Raw genomic sequence first — 19,864 nt, 5'->3', positions numbered from 1 at the left:
ACAAACTCTATCCCATGTCTAATGCACGCTAGTTGTTAATGGGGATTGGGGATTGGGGATTGGGGATTGGGGATTGGGCATTAAAATGTAGTTCGTCTTTTTAGCATCTCTAAAAGTTTTGTGAAGTGGGCGGGAGGAGTCGCTGTCACCTCAATCAACTCCTCAGATAAGGGATGCTGCAATTTGAGTCGCCAAGCGTGTAGTGCTTGACCAGGTAAATTTACACCCACTGAATGGCCAGAACTATAAACTGGATCGCCGACAATAGGATGACCGATTTTGCTGCTATGGACGCGAATTTGATGGGTGCGTCCAGTTTCTAATTGAAAGTGAATTAAGGTGAAGTTACCAAGGCGTTCTAATATTTTCCAGTGAGTGACGGCGACTCGTCCGCCTTGTTCGACAGGCATAACAGCCATTTTTTTGCGGTCTTGGGGATGACGACCAATGGGCAAGTCGATAGTGCCACTTTCAGTTTTTGGCGCACCGTAAACTATGCCCAAGTATTCTCGTCGTGCAGTTTTTGCTTTCAGTTGTGCTTGTAGATGATGATGGGCAATATCTGTTTTAGCGATCGCGATCGCACCCGTAGTATCTTTATCCAATCGATGGACAATTCCCGGACGTTGAACTCCGCCAATTCCTGGTAAATTAGGACAGTGAGCCAATAGGGCATTTACTAAAGTACCATCTGGATGACCGGGCGCAGGATGGACAACCAAGCCTGCGGGTTTGTTGAGAATAAGTAACTGGTCGTCTTCGTAAAGGATATCTAAGGGGATGTCTTCTGCAAGAAGTTCTAAAGGTTGAACTTCTGGTATTTCCAGAGTGATGCGATCGCCTAACTTGACATCGATCTTCTTAGATGTGCAAACTCGATCGTTAAGTTGGACATTACCCTGTTCGATTAACTGTTGGATGCGGGAACGGGATAAGTCTGGTAATTCTTGGGAAAGGTAACGGTCAAGGCGATCGCCTTTGGTGTTGACGCAGTGTATCGTACTCTTAAGGGGAAGCAAGCTAGGTGTAGCATCCTCATGTGGAGTTGACAAGCGATCGCTATTTTCTTGGATTTGTAAATTAAATTCGGTCACAATTGCTCTAGATTATTAATTCCCCTTCTTTAAGTAAAGCGCGGAATTCCTTTAGTTGGTTGGTTAGAAACCTCGTCTACACAAACAAAATCTTAATTTGGTCTTTCTTCTTCGTGTCCTTTGCGTCCTTTGCGGTTCGTTATTCTAAATTTATAACTTCTTGCGGCAACTCAAATAAACCATCTTCCCCAGCTTCAAAGTCAATCACTTGATACACAGCATCAATATTTAACTCACCATAAATGTGAGGAAACAATTCGCCAATTTCAGCTTCTTCATAACGAATTTCAGCTTTGACTTTATCAGAATTAATAAAAAGTAGTACCAATTCTTTTTGATTATAAAAAAATCTTTTTGCAACCTTGAGTATTTGCGTGGATTTTGAACAATGTATAAAACCTTCACTGTCTAAAGAATCAGCGCGATAGCTACCGAGATTTTTTGCTTGTTCCCATTGCTGGCGTTTGGTAATGTGGAGAATAGTGTTCATAGAAAATCTAGGAATTACTGCATATTGTAATATTGTCAGGAAATCTTCTAAATTTGTAAAGTCTTTAATTACTTTGCTAGCACCTATATTTTTTAATTTAGTATCAGCTACTCCAATAAAAGCAATATTCAACCGATAAGCTGCTTTCACATCCCAAACACCATCACCGACGAAAACAACTTTCTGAAATTTTTCAACTTGATAAACATTCTTCGCTTTGATAATAGCTGTCTTAATAATATCTTCTCGTGAAAATGCATCATTAGCTGAAGCCAACGGAATACTTTCTATTTGTAAATTAGCTTTTTGAAGTTTTAATTTGGCAGATTCACGCCAACCACCAGTTGCGATCGCAACACACCAATCAGGGTTTAGCTGTAATTTAGCTAGTACATTTGCAGAACCAGGAATTTCGCTGAATAAATCTTGCTTGTTAATAAATGCTTCCTGGAGTAGGCTAAGAAAACGTGTTTTGAGTCTAACTATCTCTTCATTTGAAGGAAGACGTTCTAATTTTTCTTTGAAAATTTGTTGGGTAATTCCAGAATCTGTAGTGTATGCGTATTCAGACCAATTTGTATTTATACTAAAAATACCAAATTCCAAAGCAAAAGCACGTAAAAAGCAATTTTCATCAATTCTGTTGGTATTTGTTAGCGTACCATCAATATCAAAAACGACTAATTGCATACAAGCGATCGCTAAATATTATTCTTTAAAATTTCATACCCAGACGACGAAATACAAAGTTTTGATTTCTGCCTTTAAGGAAGATAATTCTTCTATAAATTAGGCGGAATACAAATATCCGGCGCGCATAAACCAGGAAATTTAAGCGTTATTACTTCAAAAGTATTCAAATCTAAGCAACGAATAGCATGATTATTGGTATCAGCAATATATAGATATGAATTTATACCACTCAATCCCGAAGGTTCAAAAAACCGAGTGTTTTTACCTTGACCATCTTGTAAACCCGCAGAACCATCTCCCAAAACTGTTTGACAATTGCCGCTAGGACTAACTAATTTAATTTTATGGTTATAAGTATCTGCCACCCACAAAAAATTCTGCGCGTATTCCACTCCTAAACAGTGTTGTAAACGGACATCTTCACCTTGTCCATCTACATCGCCAAAACCAAATAAACCCCCACTACCGCAAACAGTTCTTACTTGATACGGTTCTACAATTCTCACACCACGAATTGAACTAACTTCACTGTCAGCAATATATAATTCTTGCTCATTATTAGTAATACCGCTAGGTTGAGCAAAGGCAGACTCAGTAAGTGAACCATCAATACACGCTTCTGCACCAGTACCAGCATAAGTTTTGATGATACCAGTTTCTAAATCCATTTCCCAAATTTGATGCGGTCCAGCCATTGCAATAAATAGGGTATTTCCTACTTTCACTAAATCCCAAGGAGAATTTAGCGCGGTTTCTAAACCAGCACCGCCATGAGGATGGATATTACGGCTTTGTTCGCCAGTCCCCGCAATAGTTTCGACGATTTGGTGCTTGAAATCAACTCGCCGCAACGCATGATTTTCTGTATCAGCAACATAAAGAATCTGATTTTCGGCATCATAAGCCATTCCTTGCGGTGCAAAAAATTGTGCTTCGCTAAACGAACCATCGGTTAAGCCAGATTTTCCAGTACCAATTAAATGTAGAATTTCCCCGTCGAAACTACTCATAACTAGGCGGTGATGTCCAGAATCAGCAATGAATAAACCTTTTAGAGTAGCTAGAACTTTACCAGGAAAAGCTAAAGGTGTGATTAATGGTTGGCGCTGTTTTTCTAAAGTTAAGCTGATTTCTTGGAAATTAATTGTGCCTTTGTCTTGGTGTTGCTGAATTAACTTTTGAATCAACTCATCTAAAGTGTCACGATTTCCTTCACCAGAAATTTGGCCGATCGCGTAACCTTCTGGATCGATAATTATTAACGTAGGCCAAGCACGTACAGCATACTCTTCCCAAATCCGAAAACCTCTGTCAACTACAACAGGATGTTCAATGTCGTAGCGCAGGATAGCTTGGCAAATATTTTCTGTTTCCTTTTCGTTGTCAAATTTGGCAGAATGGACGCCAATAACGGTAAGGCTATCTTTATATTTTTGTTCTAAATATTTCAGGTTTGGTAGGATATGCAGACAATTGATACAGCAGTATGTCCAAAAATCTAAAATTATGACTCTACCTTTAAGTTGTTTAAGAGACAAAGGTTTATCGGTATTGAGCCAAGAGTAATTTTGCGGTAATTCAGGCGCTCTGACACGAGGAATCATGCTAATTCGTAATTCGTAATTAATAATTTAACGTAGCTGTATTTGTTGTGATGGGACTTGAAAAATTAACTACTACGGAGTTATCAGTGTGGACGCAATTAGCCAAAATCCAGGCTGAACGAGGACAACTTATCGATCGCATTCCGCAATTGGCTAAAGTTAATCCTGATTGGTTTGCAGTTCATATCTGCTGTAAATCTGGACATACCATCAGCTTTGGGGATACAGCTTGTGTGTTCCCGCTAATGAGTGTGATTAAAACATTTTCTTTACTTTATCTGCTAGAACATCTCGGAGCAGAAACTGTTTTTGGCTGGGTTGGGGTGGAACCATCAAATGCACCCTTCAATTCTTTAGAACAATTAATTAGCGATCGCGGCCATCCCCGCAACCCGATGATTAATAGTGGGGCAATTACTTTGTCTGATAAATTACCAGGAAAGGACGCGAACGAACGCACTTTTTTATTTTGTCAATGGCTCAACCAATTAGCAGGTTGTCAACTATGGTTAGATGAGACGATGTTGGCTTCGGTGCGATTAACCCGCTCAAAAGCCAATGAAGCGATCGCTAATTATCTCGCCCAAGCCGGTCATCTAAAAAATATTGAAACAGCACTTGACACCTACGAGCAAATATGCTGTATATCTGGGCGAGTTGAAGATTTAGCCCTCTTAGGAAAACTTCTAGCTTTTGACAATGGCTGTATATCATTACAAAACCGTCGAATTGTCAATGCTGTAATGTCAACTTGTGGACTGTATGAAGCTTCTGCCGAGTTTGCAGTCAGAATTGGTTTACCAATGAAATCAGGAATTGGTGGTGGGCTTGTAGCAATAGTACCAGGTGAGGGAGCGATCGCTTGTTACAGTCCAGCTTTGGATAATATTGGAAATCCTGTAGGTGCGATCGCATTGGTTGAAGTTTTAGCGCAAGAATTACAGTTGAGTATTTTTGGTTAATTCTGGTTTTTCTGGATCGGGAGCGGTTGTTTTAGATAACGGCGTAGATTCAGAATTTGGCGTTACCTCTGCCTATGGTTCTAGTGTTGGCGTAATTATTTCTGGTGCAGGAGACTCAATAATCTCTGGCAGCGTTGGTGGCAAACTAGGAGATGGGGCAATTGTTACTTGGGGAGTAGGTGTCTTGGTCGTTCGACGGTTGAAAAATCCGCCAAATCTAGATTTTGTCGGCTGAGGCGCAACTTTTTCGGGTAATGGTGTTGATTCGGGAGTTGGCGTTACCGTTGGCTGTGCTTCTGGTGTTGGCGTAATAATTTCTGGTGTCGGAGACTCAATAATCTCTGGCAGTGTGGGTGGCAAACTAGGAGATGGTGCAACTGGTGCTTCTGGGGTAGGAACTTTACCACTCCCACGGTTAAAAAATCCACCAAATCTAGGTTTTGTTGGCTGAGGCGTTACTTTTTCAGGTAACGGTGTTGATTCGGGAGTTGGTATTACCTCTGGCTGTGGTTCTGGTATAGGAGACTCAATAATTTCTGGTGGTGTTGGGGACAAGCTGGGAGTTGGTGTAGCTGTGGGAACTTCTAATTTTGGTTGTTCTGGAATTTCAGTTTCCGGAATCGGCTGTTTTTCTACCTTGGGCTGTGTTGGGGGTGTTTTTTCAACAGAAGGTGTGGGTGTGGGTTTAGGTGCAAGTTTATAATTCGGGTCTACAATAGGGCGCACCTCATCTGCTGTGAGTTCTCCTCTGACAATTCTCGACAAAGTGTCTTTACCCTTTGGCTGGTAGTCAATTAATCTAACTGTAGTATTAAAAGCATTTTTGACAGCATTTCCCTGATTATCGAGAAATTCTAGTTTTACCCAGTTTTTCCCTGGACGGAAGCCTTTAAGATAAACTGCCTGCCAGCGATCAAAAATAAAGCTTTCACCATTAATAGTGGAGCGAATGCGCCAATCACTGAACTCGTCGTTGGGGTTTTCCTTACCAAGAAGGTGCAGAGGAGCGTTAGTTAGGTAAAAGTCCAGTAAGATTGGTTCTGCCCCGTAGCTACTTTGAGGACGGCTATAAGTTAACAGCGGTAATTTAGGATCTGGGGTGTTGTCGTCGGTTTTGGTGAAGACGTGAAATGTTGTTTGGGCATAAGCGCCTTCATTCTTAAAGCTTTCATGCCAAGGACGAGAGGCAAAGACACGCAAGGTATGACTACCTGGAGACAAGTCTGGCAAAACTAAGGGCTGATTCAGGTCGTAAACAGGTATATAAGGTTGATTATCCAGAATTACGTGTAAATGTGGCCCCAGTTGTAATTGTGGGTCTTTAAATATTGGTAGATCCTTAACCTGAAAACTGGCTGTAACTTTGTTGTCTTGAAGAACTTCATCAAATTTTGGAGTAACAATTGTCACTTGTGGCTGATAAACTTCCAAAATTGGACGCAGTTCTTGAATAACAGATGGAGGGGAAACTTCCGAAAATTGCTTTGAAATTTGAGAAATCTTTGGAGAGTTTTCTTTATAGGCAGTAGATACTTCCTGGCTGTCGGCTTTCTCGCCGCAACTGGTCAAGCTTAATACCAGCACTAATATCATTACCCACCTGAGAATCGGGAACCTCTGAGGGAGGAACTTCTCTAACACCCTTTTCTGCCACGAGTTCATGCGTTGCACCCAGTGATAGTCTTTGACAATTGACAGATTATTTTGGCTCAAACTGTCCATCTGGAACTATAGCCCAAAAGGTGAAATCTGCCTTACATGCCATAAGTTTTCCTTTATGTCTCATAAAATTTTAAAATAAGTCATATTCTTTACAGTGTTTTACTTGCAAAAATTGAAATATGACATAAATGTTCATGAGCAATTGCAGTAAAAGTTGGGACATCCGCTACATACAGCCAAACCATAAATTTTACGAATTGTTATTCTTTGTAAATTAAATAGTTAAACTATTGACTTTTGGACAAAAACTTTGAAGTTAAAAGCCAGTTAAGGCATGAATTTCAGCAATATTTGAGCAAGTTTGAATTATTGTTAAAATATCTCTAACAATGTACAAGTGAAGACTTTATAATTCAACGAGAAACAACAATCCACATAGGTCTTCATCGCGGCTTCAGTAAAATTCTGGAATTTGCGGTAATGGTTAATTTTGTGGTATTCATGATTCCTCATTCCTTATCAAGAGAGGAGGTCGAATGACAATAAGTCCTCCGGAGCGAGAGGAAAAAAAGGCAAGAGTAATCGTCGATAATGACCCAGTTCCAACCTCATTCGAGAGATGGGCGCAACCTGGACACTTTGACAGATCCTTAGCCAGAGGTCCCAAAACCACCACATGGATTTGGAACCTGCACGCACTCGCCCATGATTTTGATACACATACAAGCGATTTAGAAGACATCTCCCGCAAGATATTCTCAGCCCACTTCGGCCACCTGGCTGTAGTGACCATCTGGTTGAGTGGGATGATTTTCCACGGCGCGAAGTTTTCTAACTACGAAGCTTGGCTAAGTGACCCGTTAAACGTTAAGCCTAGCGCTCAAGTCGTTTGGCCCATTGTCGGACAAGACATTTTAAACGGTGATGTTGGCGGTGGTTTCCACGGTATTCAAATCACCTCTGGTTTGTTCCAAGTATGGCGTGGTTGGGGTATTACCAACTCATTCCAGCTTTACTGCACAGCGATCGGTGGATTGGTATTAGCAGGCTTGTTCCTATTTGCCGGCTGGTTCCATTACCACAAACGCGCTCCTAAACTGGAATGGTTCCAGAATGTGGAGTCGATGCTGAATCACCACTTGCAAGTACTGCTAGGTTGTGGTTCCTTGGGATGGGCAGGTCACTTAATCCACGTGTCCGCACCGACCAACAAGCTTTTGGATGCAGGGGTTGCTCTCAAAGACATACCCCTGCCCCACGAGTTCATTTTGAACAAAGACTTGTTGACCGAACTGTACCCTGGCTTTGCAGCTGGTTTAGCACCTTTCTTCACCTTGAATTGGGGTCAGTATGCTGACTTCCTAACCTTCAAGGGCGGTCTAAACCCGGTAACAGGCGGCTTGTGGTTGACTGATATTTCTCATCACCACTTAGCGATCGCAGTTGTCTTTATCATTGCTGGTCATCAGTACCGTACCAACTGGGGTATTGGTCACAGCATTAAAGAGATCCTCGAAAACCATAAAGGTCCTTTCACCGGTGAAGGTCACAAAGGTCTCTACGAAAACCTGACCACATCTTGGCACGCTCAGTTGGCTACTAACCTAGCCTTCTTGGGTTCGCTGACCATCATCATCGCGCATCATATGTACGCGATGCCCCCCTATCCATATTTGGCAACTGACTACGCTACGCAGTTGTGTATATTCACTCACCATATTTGGATTGGCGGCTTCTTGATTGTTGGTGGAGCGGCTCACGCTGCGATCTTCATGGTGCGGGATTACGATCCAGTTGTGAACCAAAACAACCTGCTGGATCGGGTGATTCGTCACCGGGATGCGATCATTTCTCATCTAAACTGGGTGTCTATATTCCTCGGCTTCCACAGCTTTGGACTGTACATCCACAACGACACGATGCGTGCATTGGGTCGTCCCCAAGACATGTTCTCTGATACGGCAATTCAATTGCAGCCAGTATTTGCCCAGTGGATACAAAATATCCACGCTTTGGCTCCTGGAACAACTGCACCCAACGCCCTAGAACCAGTTAGCTATGTCTTTGGCGGCGGTGTATTGGCTGTTGGCGGCAAGGTGGCAGCTGCGCCCATCGCTTTAGGTACAGCAGACTTCCTAATTCACCACATTCACGCCTTCACCATTCACGTCACCGTCCTAATTCTGCTCAAAGGTGTGCTGTTTGCCCGTAGCTCTCGTCTGATTCCAGACAAAGCAAACCTGGGCTTCCGGTTCCCCTGCGACGGGCCTGGTCGTGGCGGTACTTGTCAAGTGTCTGGTTGGGATCACGTATTCCTCGGACTCTTCTGGATGTACAACTCCCTGTCCATTGTAATTTTCCACTTCAGCTGGAAGATGCAATCAGATGTTTGGGGAACCGTAGATGCAGATGGTACTGTGACTCACATCACTGGTGGTAACTTTGCTCAAAGCGCCATCACGATCAATGGTTGGTTGCGTGATTTCTTGTGGGCACAAGCGACACAAGTCATCAACTCCTACGGCAGTGCGCTATCTGCTTATGGACTCATGTTCTTAGGCGCTCACTTTGTTTGGGCATTCAGCTTGATGTTCCTGTTCAGTGGTCGTGGCTACTGGCAAGAATTAATTGAGTCCATTGTTTGGGCGCATAATAAACTGAAGGTAGCACCATCAATTCAGCCTCGCGCTTTGAGCATTATTCAAGGTCGCGCGGTAGGTGTAGCTCACTACCTATTAGGTGGAATTGCTACTACTTGGGCATTCTTCCATGCACACATCCTTTCAGTAGGGTAGCAATCAGCTTTCTATAAGTTAGGAGTTAAAAGTTAGGAGTTAGGAGTTAAGAATAAAAATTTAAAACTCATAACTTTCAACTCATAACTCCTAACTATCAACAGCTGGTATTTGATGGCTAAAGGTCAGAGGATTTATTAAACCTATGGCGACAAAATTTCCGAAATTTAGCCAGGATCTCGCACAGGACCCGACGACTCGTCGGATATGGTATGCGATCGCTACAGGCAACGACTTTGAAACCCATGATGGCATCACAGAGGAAAATCTTTACCAAAAGATTTTCGCAACTCACTTCGGTCACTTGGCAATCATCTTCCTGTGGGCATCCAGCCTCCTGTTCCATGTAGCCTGGCAAGGTAACTTTGAACAGTGGATTAAAGATCCCCTGCATATCCGTCCCATCGCCCATGCGATTTGGGACCCCCACTTTGGTAAACCAGCGATCGAAGCTTTTACCCAAGCGGGCGCTAGTAATCCGGTAAACATTACCTACTCTGGTCTCTACCATTGGTGGTATACCATCGGTATGCGGAATAACAGCGAACTGTACAACGGTTCAGTCTTCTTGCTAGTATTCGCTGCTGTATTACTGTTTGCTGGTTGGCTACACTTGCAACCCAAGTACCGTCCTAGCTTGGCATGGTTTAAGAGCGCTGAACACCGCCTAAACCACCACTTAGCAGGTTTGTTTGGTGTTAGTTCCTTGGCGTGGGCTGGTCATTTAATTCACGTTGCTGTCCCCGAATCTCGCGGTCAGCACGTAGGTTGGGACAATTTCTTAAATACCCCACCCCACCCAGCAGGTTTAACACCATTCTTTACAGGCAACTGGGGCGTTTACTCTCAAAACCCTGACACTCCCGGACATATATTCGGGACATCGCAAGGTGCAGGAACTGCAATTCTGAGTTTCTTGGGTGGTTTCCATCCCCAGACAGAAGCTTTGTGGCTGACTGACATAGCTCATCACCACCTAGCGATCGCAGTTTTATTCATCGTTGCCGGTCACATGTACCGGACAAACTTTGGGATTGGTCACAGTCTCAAAGAAGCCTTGAATGCCAAAAATTTCTTTGGTATTCCTGTTGAAGGACCGTTTAACCTACCTCACCAAGGTATCTACGACACCTACAACAACTCCCTGCACTTCCAATTGGGATGGCACTTAGCAGCGCTAGGTGTTGTTACTTCTCTGGTAGCGCAGCACATGTACTCCATGCCTTCCTACGCATTTATTGCGAAGGACTACACAACCCAGGCAGCGTTGTACACGCATCACCAGTATATTGCTGGATTCCTGATGCTTGGTGCTTTTGCTCACGGAGCAATCTTCTGGGTACGTGACTACGACCCAGAGCAAAACAAAGGCAACGTACTTGAGCGCGTGCTGAAGCACAAAGAAGCGATTATTTCCCACCTTAGCTGGGTATCCCTTTTCTTGGGCTTCCACACCCTTGGTCTGTACGTCCACAACGACGTAGTAGTTGCTTTCGGTACTCCTGAAAAGCAAATCTTGATTGAGCCAGTATTTGCTCAATTCGTCCAAGCTGCTAACGGTAAGGTACTGTACGGTTTAGACGCCTTACTATCTAACCCCGATAGTGTTGCTTACACAGCATGGCCCAACTACGCTAACGTTTGGTTGCCAGGCTGGTTAGATGCCATCAATGCTGGTACTAACTCTCTGTTCTTGACAATTGGCCCTGGCGATTTCTTGGTACACCATGCGATCGCTTTAGGTCTGCACACCACCACCTTGATCTTGGTCAAAGGTGCTTTGGATGCCCGTGGTTCTAAGCTGATGCCCGATAAAAAGGACTTCGGCTATGCCTTCCCTTGCGACGGCCCCGGTCGTGGCGGTACTTGCGACATCTCCGGTTGGGATTCCTTCTACCTTGCTGCGTTCTGGATGCTCAACACCATTGGTTGGTTGACCTTCTACTGGCACTGGAAACATCTCGGTATTTGGCAAGGTAACGTTGCTCAGTTCAATGAGAACTCTACATACCTCATGGGCTGGTTCCGCGATTACCTCTGGGCTAACTCCGCTCAGTTGATTAACGGCTACAACCCCTACGGCGTGAATAACCTGTCTGTCTGGGCTTGGATGTTCCTATTCGGACACCTAGTTTGGGCTACTGGCTTCATGTTCTTGATCTCTTGGAGAGGTTACTGGCAAGAGTTGATCGAAACCCTTGTTTGGGCACACGAACGTACTCCTCTAGCTAACTTAGTTCGCTGGAAAGACAAGCCCGTTGCTCTGTCCATCGTTCAAGCTCGCGTAGTTGGTCTAGCTCACTTTGCAGTCGGTTACGTTGTAACTTACGCCGCATTCTTGATTGCTTCTACTGCTGGTAAGTTCGGTTAATTCGGCTGCTAGTTTTGTAGGTAAGTAATAAAAATCCCCTGCCGCAAGGTGGGGGATTTTTTGTAAAATTGATTAAATTTAAAATTACAGTAATAGAAGTTAAAAATACTATAAAAATAAGTGGAAATAAAGTACAATTTCAACAAAAATCTATTCTCAAAGAAAGTTGGTGGCTGATGTGGTGTAGTTTTCCTAACTTAAATTGGGCAAGGTTAAGAACTTACGATGATTTCTCCGCTGAGATATTAGATTGTGATGGTTCTAAATACACATTTTCTAATGAAGAAGAAGCGCGTTACTTCTTAATGGAGGATGAATATACACAATTTGAATCACTTGACCAAGAAGATGAACAAGAACTTGGTATCCCGTTGTGTTTCATACAGATACCGGAAGGAAAAAACGAAAACGAATTAATAGAAAAAATGTATGTAAAACAAACCGGAATACGAAATGAACACTAAACTTGTTGAATCACTGTTGCAAGTTATTCTATCTCTCTCTGATGAAGAGCGATCCCTTTTGAAAGAAAAGCTATTTTTCGATGAATCAGAGCCTTCAACTGATGAGCTAGTGCTACTTGCCCAGAATGGAGGAGCATTTAACTTTCTTGAAAATGAACCAGATATATACTCACTTGATGACGGAGAACCTATCTAATGTCTCTCCAAAAAGGTGATATCGTCTTAGTTCCATTTCCATTTACAGACTTGACTGGAACAAAGCTACGCCCTGGTTTAGTTTTATGGATAGACACTATAGGTGATGATGTCACTTTATGTTTTATTTCATCTCAAAATATAAGTAGTTTGAGTCTAGAAGAATTCATTTTAGAACCTTCAGATCCAGATTTTACTAGTACTGGATTACAGGTTGCGTCTAAAGTTAGGGTGACTAAAATAACTACCATAGAGCGTAGACTAATCACCAGAAGGATAGGTAAATTAGGAGCAAATCAAGTTCAGCAGTTGAATACAGTACTGCTTCAAGCTTTGAAACTGACATAATTTCAAGTATGTTATAAACCTAGTGAAAACGGCCTAGTTTACCGCTGTAGGCATCGCCTAAAATTAACTTAGTAATAATCAGCAATATGGAAGAACTCCACCACTGATTTTAGAAGATATCAGAGCAGCGATCGCTTATGCAGCACAATTAACTAGAAAATAGGAATTACTGCCACTGCGATAAGGCTGTCTTGTAGTCGCAGACGAAATACAGACGCGAATCAGGCGATCGCAGTGATACTATATATGGAAAATCAGAGGAGTTCTCACGTGTCTGTTCCCGAAATTACCGAAAAGCTATTAGCAGCAAAACAAGAGAAAGGATTAAGCTTTGGCGATTTAGAGAAAATTCTTGGACGCGATGAAGTATGGATTGCTGCTGTAATCTACCGTCAAGCTAGTGCTTCCCCAGAAGAAGCCAAGTTACTAGTCGAAGCATTGGGATTAGGCCCAATTTTTATTAACGAGTTGACACAATACCCTGTAAAAGGATTAGGCCCAGTTGTACCAACCGACCCACTAATCTATCGTTTCTACGAAATTATGCAGGTGTACGGATTCCCAATTAAAGCCGTGATTCACGACAAATTCGGCGATGGGATTATGAGCGCCATTGACTTTACTTTAGATGTCGAAAAAGAAGCAGACCCCAAAGGCGATCGCGTTAAAATCATTATGTCTGGTAAATTTCTACCATACAAAAAATGGTAGTATTTCAATAACATCAAAACAAGTTATAACTATAAAACTGAGATTACTTGATAAATCTTGCAAGAAGAGCCAATAACGCCAGCAAAAAAAATAATTATTAATCCCTACTATACCCAGCAAAACGGAGCAGCATATTTAGGTGATAGCCTTAAGCTTGTTAAATTTATTGATGATAATAGTATTAATTTAATTATTACCTCACCTCCATTCGCACTCACCCGCAAAAAAGAATATGGTAACGAAACTGCTGAAAAATATATCGAGTGGTTTCTACCTTTTGCCTATGAATTTAAAAGAGTACTGGCAGATAATGGCTCATTCATACTAGATTTAGGCGGCGCTTACTTACCTGGTAATCCCGTGCGGAGTATCTACCAATACGAACTTTTAGTCAGATTATGCAAAGAAGTAGGTTTCTTTCTTGCTCAAGAATTTTACCACTATAATCCGGCTCGACTGCCAAGCCCTGCTGAGTGGGTGACAATCAGACGGATTCGTGTGAAAGATTCTGTAAATACAGTTTGGTGGTTGTCTAAAACACCGAATCCTAAAGCAGATAACAGAAAAGTATTAAAGCCTTATAGCCAAAGTATGAAACAGTTACTCAAAAATGGCTATAAAGCAAAAATACGTCCTAGTGGACATGATATTTCTGATAAATTTCAAAAGGATAACCAAGGTGCAATTCCGCCGAATTTGCTAGAAATTGCTAATACTGAATCGAATAGTGCTTATTTACGACGCTGCAAAACAGCAGAAATTAGACCCCATCCAGCACGCTTTCCTCAAGGGTTCGTCGAGTTTTTCATCAAATTTTTAACTGATGAAGGTGATATGGTATTAGATCCATTTGCCGGTTCTAATACAACCGGCTTTGTTGCTGAAACTCTGCAACGCCGATGGATATCTTTTGAAATTAATGAAAATTATGTAATGGGAAGTCGTTATCGATTTAGCCAATAACCAAATTAAGTAAAGAGTCAGGAGTTATAAGTTAAAATTGATAACTTATAACTCTTAACTCATAGCTACTCAATTAAATTTCTCCATTCACTTGCATTTGATGAACTCGATCGGCTAGCTCTTGACGACCTCGATCATCTAGTTTATCAATAGCTAACATCCCCATCAGAATAACTTCTTTCAGGGTCAAACGTGTGGAATGTGCCTGTTTTTGCACAATCTCTTTAATAATGGGACTGACACCAATCGCTGTACTCGCTCTAGCCACAGAAGAAAAGGAAACACTAATGATTCAGCCTAAATCTTAGCACTTTCAATGAGGTTATTCTCTAGAGCTAAAACTTAATTTAAGTGTGTTTCAACTCATACTTCAATGAGTAAACATAAATTGGAAATTACGTATGGTGAGTTATCAAATTTTCAGTATGGCAAACCTGATACTTGCTCATTGAGGACACGTTATCGTATGATATCAATATTCTCAACAGTTAAAATTTTGGCTATTTTTTCCAAAATTTCTACTAAGTTCTCAATCGTCATATTAAAGATACGAGCTAATTTTGATATATCAGAAAAGTCCACTGTTGTCGTTTTATGACGACGCGCATAGCTTGTAACTCTGCTGCAAATTACCCCACAATGGTCAGAAACTTCTTTTATTGACCACACTTTCACTTGTGCTAGTTATCGAAGCTGTAATCTGAACTAATTACATCTTTAATAACTAGCCAACCTCATGCGATCGCGACAATTAACTGAAATCTAGAAACCTAAAATCTGATGTTTATTTTACATAATAGCAACATCAAAAGCAAAAACCTCTGTTCTGAGATCCTCAAAAATCACTTACTAATCGCCAGTTTGCAAACCTAGTTATATTTGTGATAACTGAGTTAGAAAAAGCGAGCGGCTGATGAAAACAGTGCTTTCAGCAGAAGTATTCGCACAAATAAGACTTGTATACCACCGGGAAAACCCTACTTTAAAGAGATCGTAAATTGTCAAATATAATCTTATGAACACGCTTTACAGAAATATACAGCGTAAATAAGAATAATAACTTAACCGAAGTAAAATTTTCCTGAATACAGCCAATTAATGCCGTCATAAGGAAAAGCAGTGAGTAGAGGAGAGAGAAAGCGATGAGGGACCCTTATCTGTTGGCAGCAGGCTTGTTAACAGGATTAGCAATACCAGCATCGGCTCTTCCACATCTGTCAATTGTCCTGCCAGAAAGTTCTAGATTCCTGTGGGATTTAAAACAAGGTTCGCAGACAATAGTCAGTACAAAAATTATCCCCAGCGTCGATCTTTCCTTACCCGAACTCAGCGGCCAAGCGTTCCAACCCCTAAAAAGTTCGCAGCCAATAGTAAGTGAGAAAAACGTCTCTAGCGTACCAGAATTTAGCAGTCAGGGATTACCAGTATCAACAGAGTCATCACTCAACCCCAGCACCCAAGCAACTAGCCTCTTATTGACATCTGGAAATCAACTTTACTACCAAAGATTGGCAGCTTTGAAAACAGGTCAGATTTATACACGCGTAGATAGTGATAATTTGCAATCATTGTGGGAGTCGATCAAGAAACGTCAACTAACTTATGACGACTGGAAAAGTTTATTAGCTTTAGAAGCTAGAGCGATCGCTCAAGGTCAAGGTGCCAATCATCTAAGTATTTTAGTTGGTGATTCTTTGAGCATGTGGTTTCCCAGAGAAAAACTGCCTGCTGGTAAATTGTGGCTCAATCAAGGCATATCTGGAGATACTTCTAGTGGCGTTTTAAAAAGATTGGGGGCATTTTCAGCAACGCGACCAGATGTTATTTACATTATGGCTGGGATTAACGACCTACGAAAAGGCGCTAGTGATGAAACAATTTTGCATAATTATCGCCGGATTGTCCGGCGTTTACGCCAGACTCACCCCAAAGCTCAAATCATTGTCCAATCAATTTTGCCTACTCGTCTAGCAAAAATTTCTAATAGCCGTATTCGTCATCTCAACATCCAACTAACCGCGATCGCTAAACAAGAAGGTGCTAATTATCTCAATATTTATAGCTGGTTTACGGATATGGAAGGCAATTTGCGCCCAGAGTTGACCACAGATGGGTTGCACCTGTCTCAAGAGGGATATGATGTGTGGCGAACGGCACTACAGCAGATAGAATACACACTCACTCAGCGTGAGAATTGAGCGATCGCTTTGCCGACACTTGGAGCGATGTCTACGACGGGCTGCGCCTACGTAATTTTTAAAATTATGGAAGTTACTGATACTGATGCCATTAACATACGTTCTGTAATTGAATACCAATTGGCAGCTTTTAAAAAAGATGATGCCCAAGGCGCTTTTGCCTTTGCTAGTCCAGCGATTCAGGCGCAATTCCAAAGCCCAGAAAATTTTATGCAGATGGTAAAAAGAAGCTATCCAGCAGTATACCGTCCTCGTTCTGTATTTTTTGAGAACATAACAACCATCCAGGGAAACATAACTCAACCAGTGCTGCTACTTGCTCCTGATGGAGTCCCCTTGAGGGCTTTATATTTTATGGAAAAACAGCCCAATAATATCTGGAGAATTAACGGTTGCTTTCTAGTTTCTCTAGAAGATAAATAAACTCTATATTTATAGAACTAAAATTTTATACTTTAACGCCCAAGGCTTCCCTATTTAAAACCTGATTCAACTTCCCGCTACGATAACCTTCTAAATCTAAGGTTACGTAAATAAATCCAAAATCTTGAAATGCCGAAACTAGTGTTTGTAAATCGTTAGTTAATACAAACTCTTTGATTTGTTCTGGTGGTAACTCAATACGTGCTGTATCCCCTTCCGATCGCACGCGCAAATTCTGCCAACCTAGCTTTCTTAAGAAAATTTCTCCTCTACCAACTCGTTGCAACTTAGCTACAGTAATCTCTTCACCGTAAGGAAACCGGGAACTGAGGCAAGGTTGAGCAGGTTTATCCCACCAAGGTAAACCGAGTTGTTGCGAAAGTTGGCGAACTTCAACCTTGGTAAGACCGACTTCTGCTAAAGGCGATCGCGCCCCTCTTTCTTTAGCCGCCTGAATTCCTGGGCGATAATCATGCAAATCATCAGCATTCACCCCATCCACCACATAAGGATAACCCAACTCTAAAGCTAAAGGTTTGAGGGTATCGTGCAACTCACTTTTGCAAAAATAACAACGGTTAACTGGGTTAGAAGTGTAATTGGGATTTTCCATCTCGTGAGTCTGGACGATTTTATGAGGAATCCCAATTGTTGCAGCTTGAATTTTGGCGTCTTCCAATTCTTCTGGTAACAGTGAAGGAGAAACAGCAGTGACAGCCAAAGCGCGATCGCCCAACACATCATAAGCAATTTTGGCAACCAAAGTGCTATCAACGCCCCCAGAGTAGGCAATCAACGCCTGCTCCATTTCTTTAAATAAGGCTCTTAATTGCTCAAATTTTTCTGTCAGCATCATTTCCCAATCCTGCCAAAACCCTACAGCACCCAATCATTTATATTGTAGTCATTAGTTATAGAGGATTGGGCATTGGGCATTGGGGCATGGGAAAGAGGAGGCAAGAGGCAGAAGTTCTACAATGTTTGAATTTTGAATTTTGAATTTTGAATTTTGAATTGATTTCTCCCCTGCTCCTCTGCTCCTTACTCCCCATCAACCAACGGACTGTACTTAGCCACCAGACGGGCTAAAAGTGGTAAATCAATTGGTTTAGAAATATAGTCATTTACTCCAGCCGCTAGACAGGTTTCGCGATCGCCTTTCATCGCCATTGCTGTTTGAACAATTACCGGAATCGTCCGATATTGCTGATGTTCTCGCAGTTGTTGTACCAAGTTAAGACCATTTCCATCTGCCAAACAAACATCCATTAAAATTACCGCTGGATCTAGCTGTGTTAGAGCTTCCCACATCTCGTCAGCATTCTTAACCCAAGTCACTTGATATCCCAATTTATGTAAATAAATTTGTATTAAATTAGCGTTGGGTAAATCATTTTCTACGAGCAAAATTTCTACAGAGGAACTAGGTGTCAAAGGCAGAGGAAATGAGGGAAAATTTGCTTCCCCTGCTTCCTTATCTAGCCTCACTCCTATCTCTTGTTTAAGGGGAATTACAAGAGTAAAACGGGAACCACGATCTATTTCCGATTCAACTTTCACCGAACCACCGTGAATTTGGGCGAGTTTCTGAGTCACTGCTAAACCCAAACCAGTACCTTCAATACCATCTGCTACGGCCTTGGCAATTTGGAAATATGGCTGAAACAGTTGAACTTGATCTTTTTGGGAAATGCCAGTGCCAGTATCCCATACTGTAAAATGCACAAATACACCTTTGGAAGCAATCTGTAAGCCAACACTTCCTTTACTGGTAAACTTTAGGGCGTTGAAGAGTAAATTCAACAACATTTGCTTGAGTCGTAAGGGGTCAGCTACTAAGGTTGTAATATCAGGTTCAAGTTCTAGACACAGTTTCAAACCTTTATTAGCAGCTTTCTCTTTCACCAATGCCAAAACATTGCCACACAATATTGGCACATCTATTGTTTCCCACTGTACTTCTAGCTGATTTGCTTCAATTTTAGAGAGATCCAAAATATCGTTGATCAGAGCTAGTAAGTGTTTACCGCTAGACTGAATAATATTTAAATACTCTTGCTGCCGTTCTTTAGTTGGTTCGTATCCTGGAGCTAAAAGCAGATGGGTAAACCCAATAATGGAACCAAGCGGTGTGCGAATTTCGTGGCTGGTGTTTGCCAGAAACTGATTTTTCAGTTGATTGGTGCGCTCCAATTCTTGATTAGAGTTACTTAACTGTTGACACCGTTGCGACCAAGACAGGATGTGCCTAAGTTGTACTAAGGCTGTACTACAGCATTCGGCAGACCTTGCCATCAATTGCGATCTGAGTTGAACTTGCGATTCTATGAACGACTCATGATGAGAACTTAGGGGTGCTGTCGCAAGAATTAGCCAACCGATAACACTGCCAGAATCATCCGCCAACCGCCAAGCGCTCGGTAGTTGCTGATTCTCAAGCTGTTGCAAATCTTCAATTTTTATGACTTCTTGCAATCTCAACAGCAGCTTTTTTTCTGCTGTCAGCACTTCTAGAAAGAGTGGTGAATTTGGGGATGGAGAACGAGAAACATAGCAAACTGTGGCAACAGTTTCTTGTGGTTGACACATAGCGATGCCTACGGCACATTCTGTAAGTGCCAGATTACTGGTGTGAACAGCACTGTTAATCTCGTTAACCACGGTTTGGAAAATTTCCGCTTGTGCTGCTTCTGACTGTGGGACAGTGTTACAAGCAGAAAGCAAGCAATCATTAAGGCGACTTTGCAACTGGTTTAAGCTGCTCTCCAGCCACAGCTGCGCGCGAAGTTGCTCATTTGTTGTCAAAAGTTTTGGCGTTGCATCTATCAGTGATTTCTGGTCTGGTAAGCTTGAATACTGCTGCATGGTCAATTAGACCGCTGAACAAGTTT

General features: G+C 42.0%; 17 protein-coding genes and 1 pseudogene. 10 read left to right on the top strand and 8 right to left on the bottom strand.

Annotated elements, in window-relative coordinates; genetic code table 11:
* Window positions 1-80 precede the first annotated feature (80 nt).
* From RMY32_RS07395 to RMY32_RS07380, 4 genes and pseudogenes are all read right to left on the bottom strand, one after another.
* Window positions 81-998 carry an RluA family pseudouridine synthase gene (locus tag RMY32_RS07395; RefSeq protein ID WP_322711203.1) on the bottom strand — a complete coding sequence of 306 codons (918 nt, stop codon included), beginning with the start codon at window positions 996-998 and terminating at the stop codon, window positions 81-83.
* Window positions 999-1,233: 235 nt separating this feature from the next.
* The gene (locus tag RMY32_RS07390; protein WP_322711202.1) at window positions 1,234-1,584 is read right to left on the bottom strand and encodes a DUF952 domain-containing protein; all 351 of its coding nucleotides are present in this window, start codon (window positions 1,582-1,584) and stop codon (window positions 1,234-1,236) included.
* Between the two features lie 120 nt (window positions 1,585-1,704).
* Window positions 1,705-2,274: pseudogene (locus RMY32_RS07385) on the bottom strand (HAD family hydrolase); the annotation flags it as partial.
* Between the two features lie 92 nt (window positions 2,275-2,366).
* The gene (locus RMY32_RS07380; RefSeq protein WP_322711124.1) at window positions 2,367-3,881 is read right to left on the bottom strand and encodes a thioredoxin-like domain-containing protein; all 1,515 of its coding nucleotides are present in this window, start codon (window positions 3,879-3,881) and stop codon (window positions 2,367-2,369) included.
* A gap of 47 nt (window positions 3,882-3,928) precedes the next feature.
* On the opposite strand from RMY32_RS07380, the gene glsA reads away from it, so the two are divergent.
* Complete coding sequence (glsA, locus tag RMY32_RS07375) at window positions 3,929-4,843, top strand: glutaminase A (RefSeq protein WP_322711122.1); 915 nt, start codon at window positions 3,929-3,931, stop codon at window positions 4,841-4,843.
* Window positions 4,844-4,915: 72 nt separating this feature from the next.
* On the opposite strand, the gene RMY32_RS07370 is transcribed toward glsA, so the two are convergent.
* Window positions 4,916-6,505 carry a hypothetical protein gene (locus tag RMY32_RS07370; RefSeq protein ID WP_409882494.1) on the bottom strand — a complete coding sequence of 530 codons (1,590 nt, stop codon included), beginning with the start codon at window positions 6,503-6,505 and terminating at the stop codon, window positions 4,916-4,918.
* A gap of 536 nt (window positions 6,506-7,041) precedes the next feature.
* On the opposite strand from RMY32_RS07370, the gene psaA reads away from it, so the two are divergent.
* The 7 genes from psaA (at window position 7,042) to RMY32_RS07335 (ending at window position 14,352) form a co-directional block, all read left to right on the top strand.
* A complete protein-coding gene (gene psaA / locus RMY32_RS07365; RefSeq protein WP_322711121.1) occupies window positions 7,042-9,300 on the top strand; it encodes a photosystem I core protein PsaA in 2,259 nt (752 codons plus the stop codon).
* Between the two features lie 145 nt (window positions 9,301-9,445).
* On the top strand, window positions 9,446-11,671 hold the full coding sequence (gene psaB, locus RMY32_RS07360; RefSeq protein WP_322698778.1) for a photosystem I core protein PsaB: 2,226 nt from the start codon (window positions 9,446-9,448) through the stop codon (window positions 11,669-11,671).
* 68 nt (window positions 11,672-11,739) lie between these two features.
* Entirely contained in the window at window positions 11,740-12,135 is a 396-nt protein-coding gene (locus RMY32_RS07355) for a hypothetical protein (RefSeq protein ID WP_322711120.1), read from the top strand.
* Entirely contained in the window at window positions 12,125-12,331 is a 207-nt protein-coding gene (locus tag RMY32_RS07350; protein WP_322711119.1) for a hypothetical protein, read from the top strand. The genes RMY32_RS07355 and RMY32_RS07350 overlap by 11 nt, the downstream gene beginning before the upstream one ends.
* The gene (locus RMY32_RS07345) at window positions 12,331-12,678 is read left to right on the top strand and encodes a type II toxin-antitoxin system PemK/MazF family toxin (protein ID WP_322711118.1); all 348 of its coding nucleotides are present in this window, start codon (window positions 12,331-12,333) and stop codon (window positions 12,676-12,678) included. Before RMY32_RS07350 ends, RMY32_RS07345 begins: the two co-directional genes overlap by 1 nt.
* Window positions 12,679-12,948: 270 nt before the next feature.
* Window positions 12,949-13,389 carry a cyanase gene (cynS, locus tag RMY32_RS07340; RefSeq protein WP_322711116.1) on the top strand — a complete coding sequence of 147 codons (441 nt, stop codon included), beginning with the start codon at window positions 12,949-12,951 and terminating at the stop codon, window positions 13,387-13,389.
* Window positions 13,390-13,446: 57 nt separating this feature from the next.
* Complete coding sequence (locus RMY32_RS07335; protein WP_322711115.1) at window positions 13,447-14,352, top strand: site-specific DNA-methyltransferase; 906 nt, start codon at window positions 13,447-13,449, stop codon at window positions 14,350-14,352.
* A 73-nt stretch (window positions 14,353-14,425) separates the two neighbouring features.
* Here RMY32_RS07335 and RMY32_RS07330 read toward each other — a convergent pair whose 3' ends face one another.
* Window positions 14,426-14,620, bottom strand: a complete 195-nt coding sequence (locus RMY32_RS07330; RefSeq protein ID WP_094342069.1) for a hypothetical protein — start codon at window positions 14,618-14,620, stop codon at window positions 14,426-14,428.
* A gap of 874 nt (window positions 14,621-15,494) precedes the next feature.
* Here RMY32_RS07330 and RMY32_RS07325 point away from each other — a divergent pair.
* Complete coding sequence (locus RMY32_RS07325; protein ID WP_322698574.1) at window positions 15,495-16,550, top strand: SGNH/GDSL hydrolase family protein; 1,056 nt, start codon at window positions 15,495-15,497, stop codon at window positions 16,548-16,550.
* A 66-nt stretch (window positions 16,551-16,616) separates the two neighbouring features.
* Window positions 16,617-16,973 carry a DUF4864 domain-containing protein gene (locus RMY32_RS07320; RefSeq protein WP_322711113.1) on the top strand — a complete coding sequence of 119 codons (357 nt, stop codon included), beginning with the start codon at window positions 16,617-16,619 and terminating at the stop codon, window positions 16,971-16,973.
* Window positions 16,974-16,998: 25 nt separating this feature from the next.
* On the opposite strand, the gene larE is transcribed toward RMY32_RS07320, so the two are convergent.
* Entirely contained in the window at window positions 16,999-17,826 is an 828-nt protein-coding gene (gene larE / locus RMY32_RS07315; protein WP_322711200.1) for an ATP-dependent sacrificial sulfur transferase LarE, read from the bottom strand.
* A gap of 188 nt (window positions 17,827-18,014) precedes the next feature.
* Window positions 18,015-19,838, bottom strand: a complete 1,824-nt coding sequence (hrmK, locus tag RMY32_RS07310; RefSeq protein WP_322711112.1) for a hybrid histidine kinase/response regulator HrmK — start codon at window positions 19,836-19,838, stop codon at window positions 18,015-18,017.
* Between the last annotated feature and the right edge of the window lie 26 nt (window positions 19,839-19,864).

The sequence above is a fragment of the Nostoc sp. ChiSLP03a genome, from assembly GCF_034531215.2.
Classification (GTDB): Bacteria; Cyanobacteriota; Cyanobacteriia; order Cyanobacteriales; family Nostocaceae; genus Nostoc.
The sequence above is the reverse complement of the archived record's forward strand: the minus strand, read 5'-3'. Positions and strand labels throughout refer to the sequence as shown.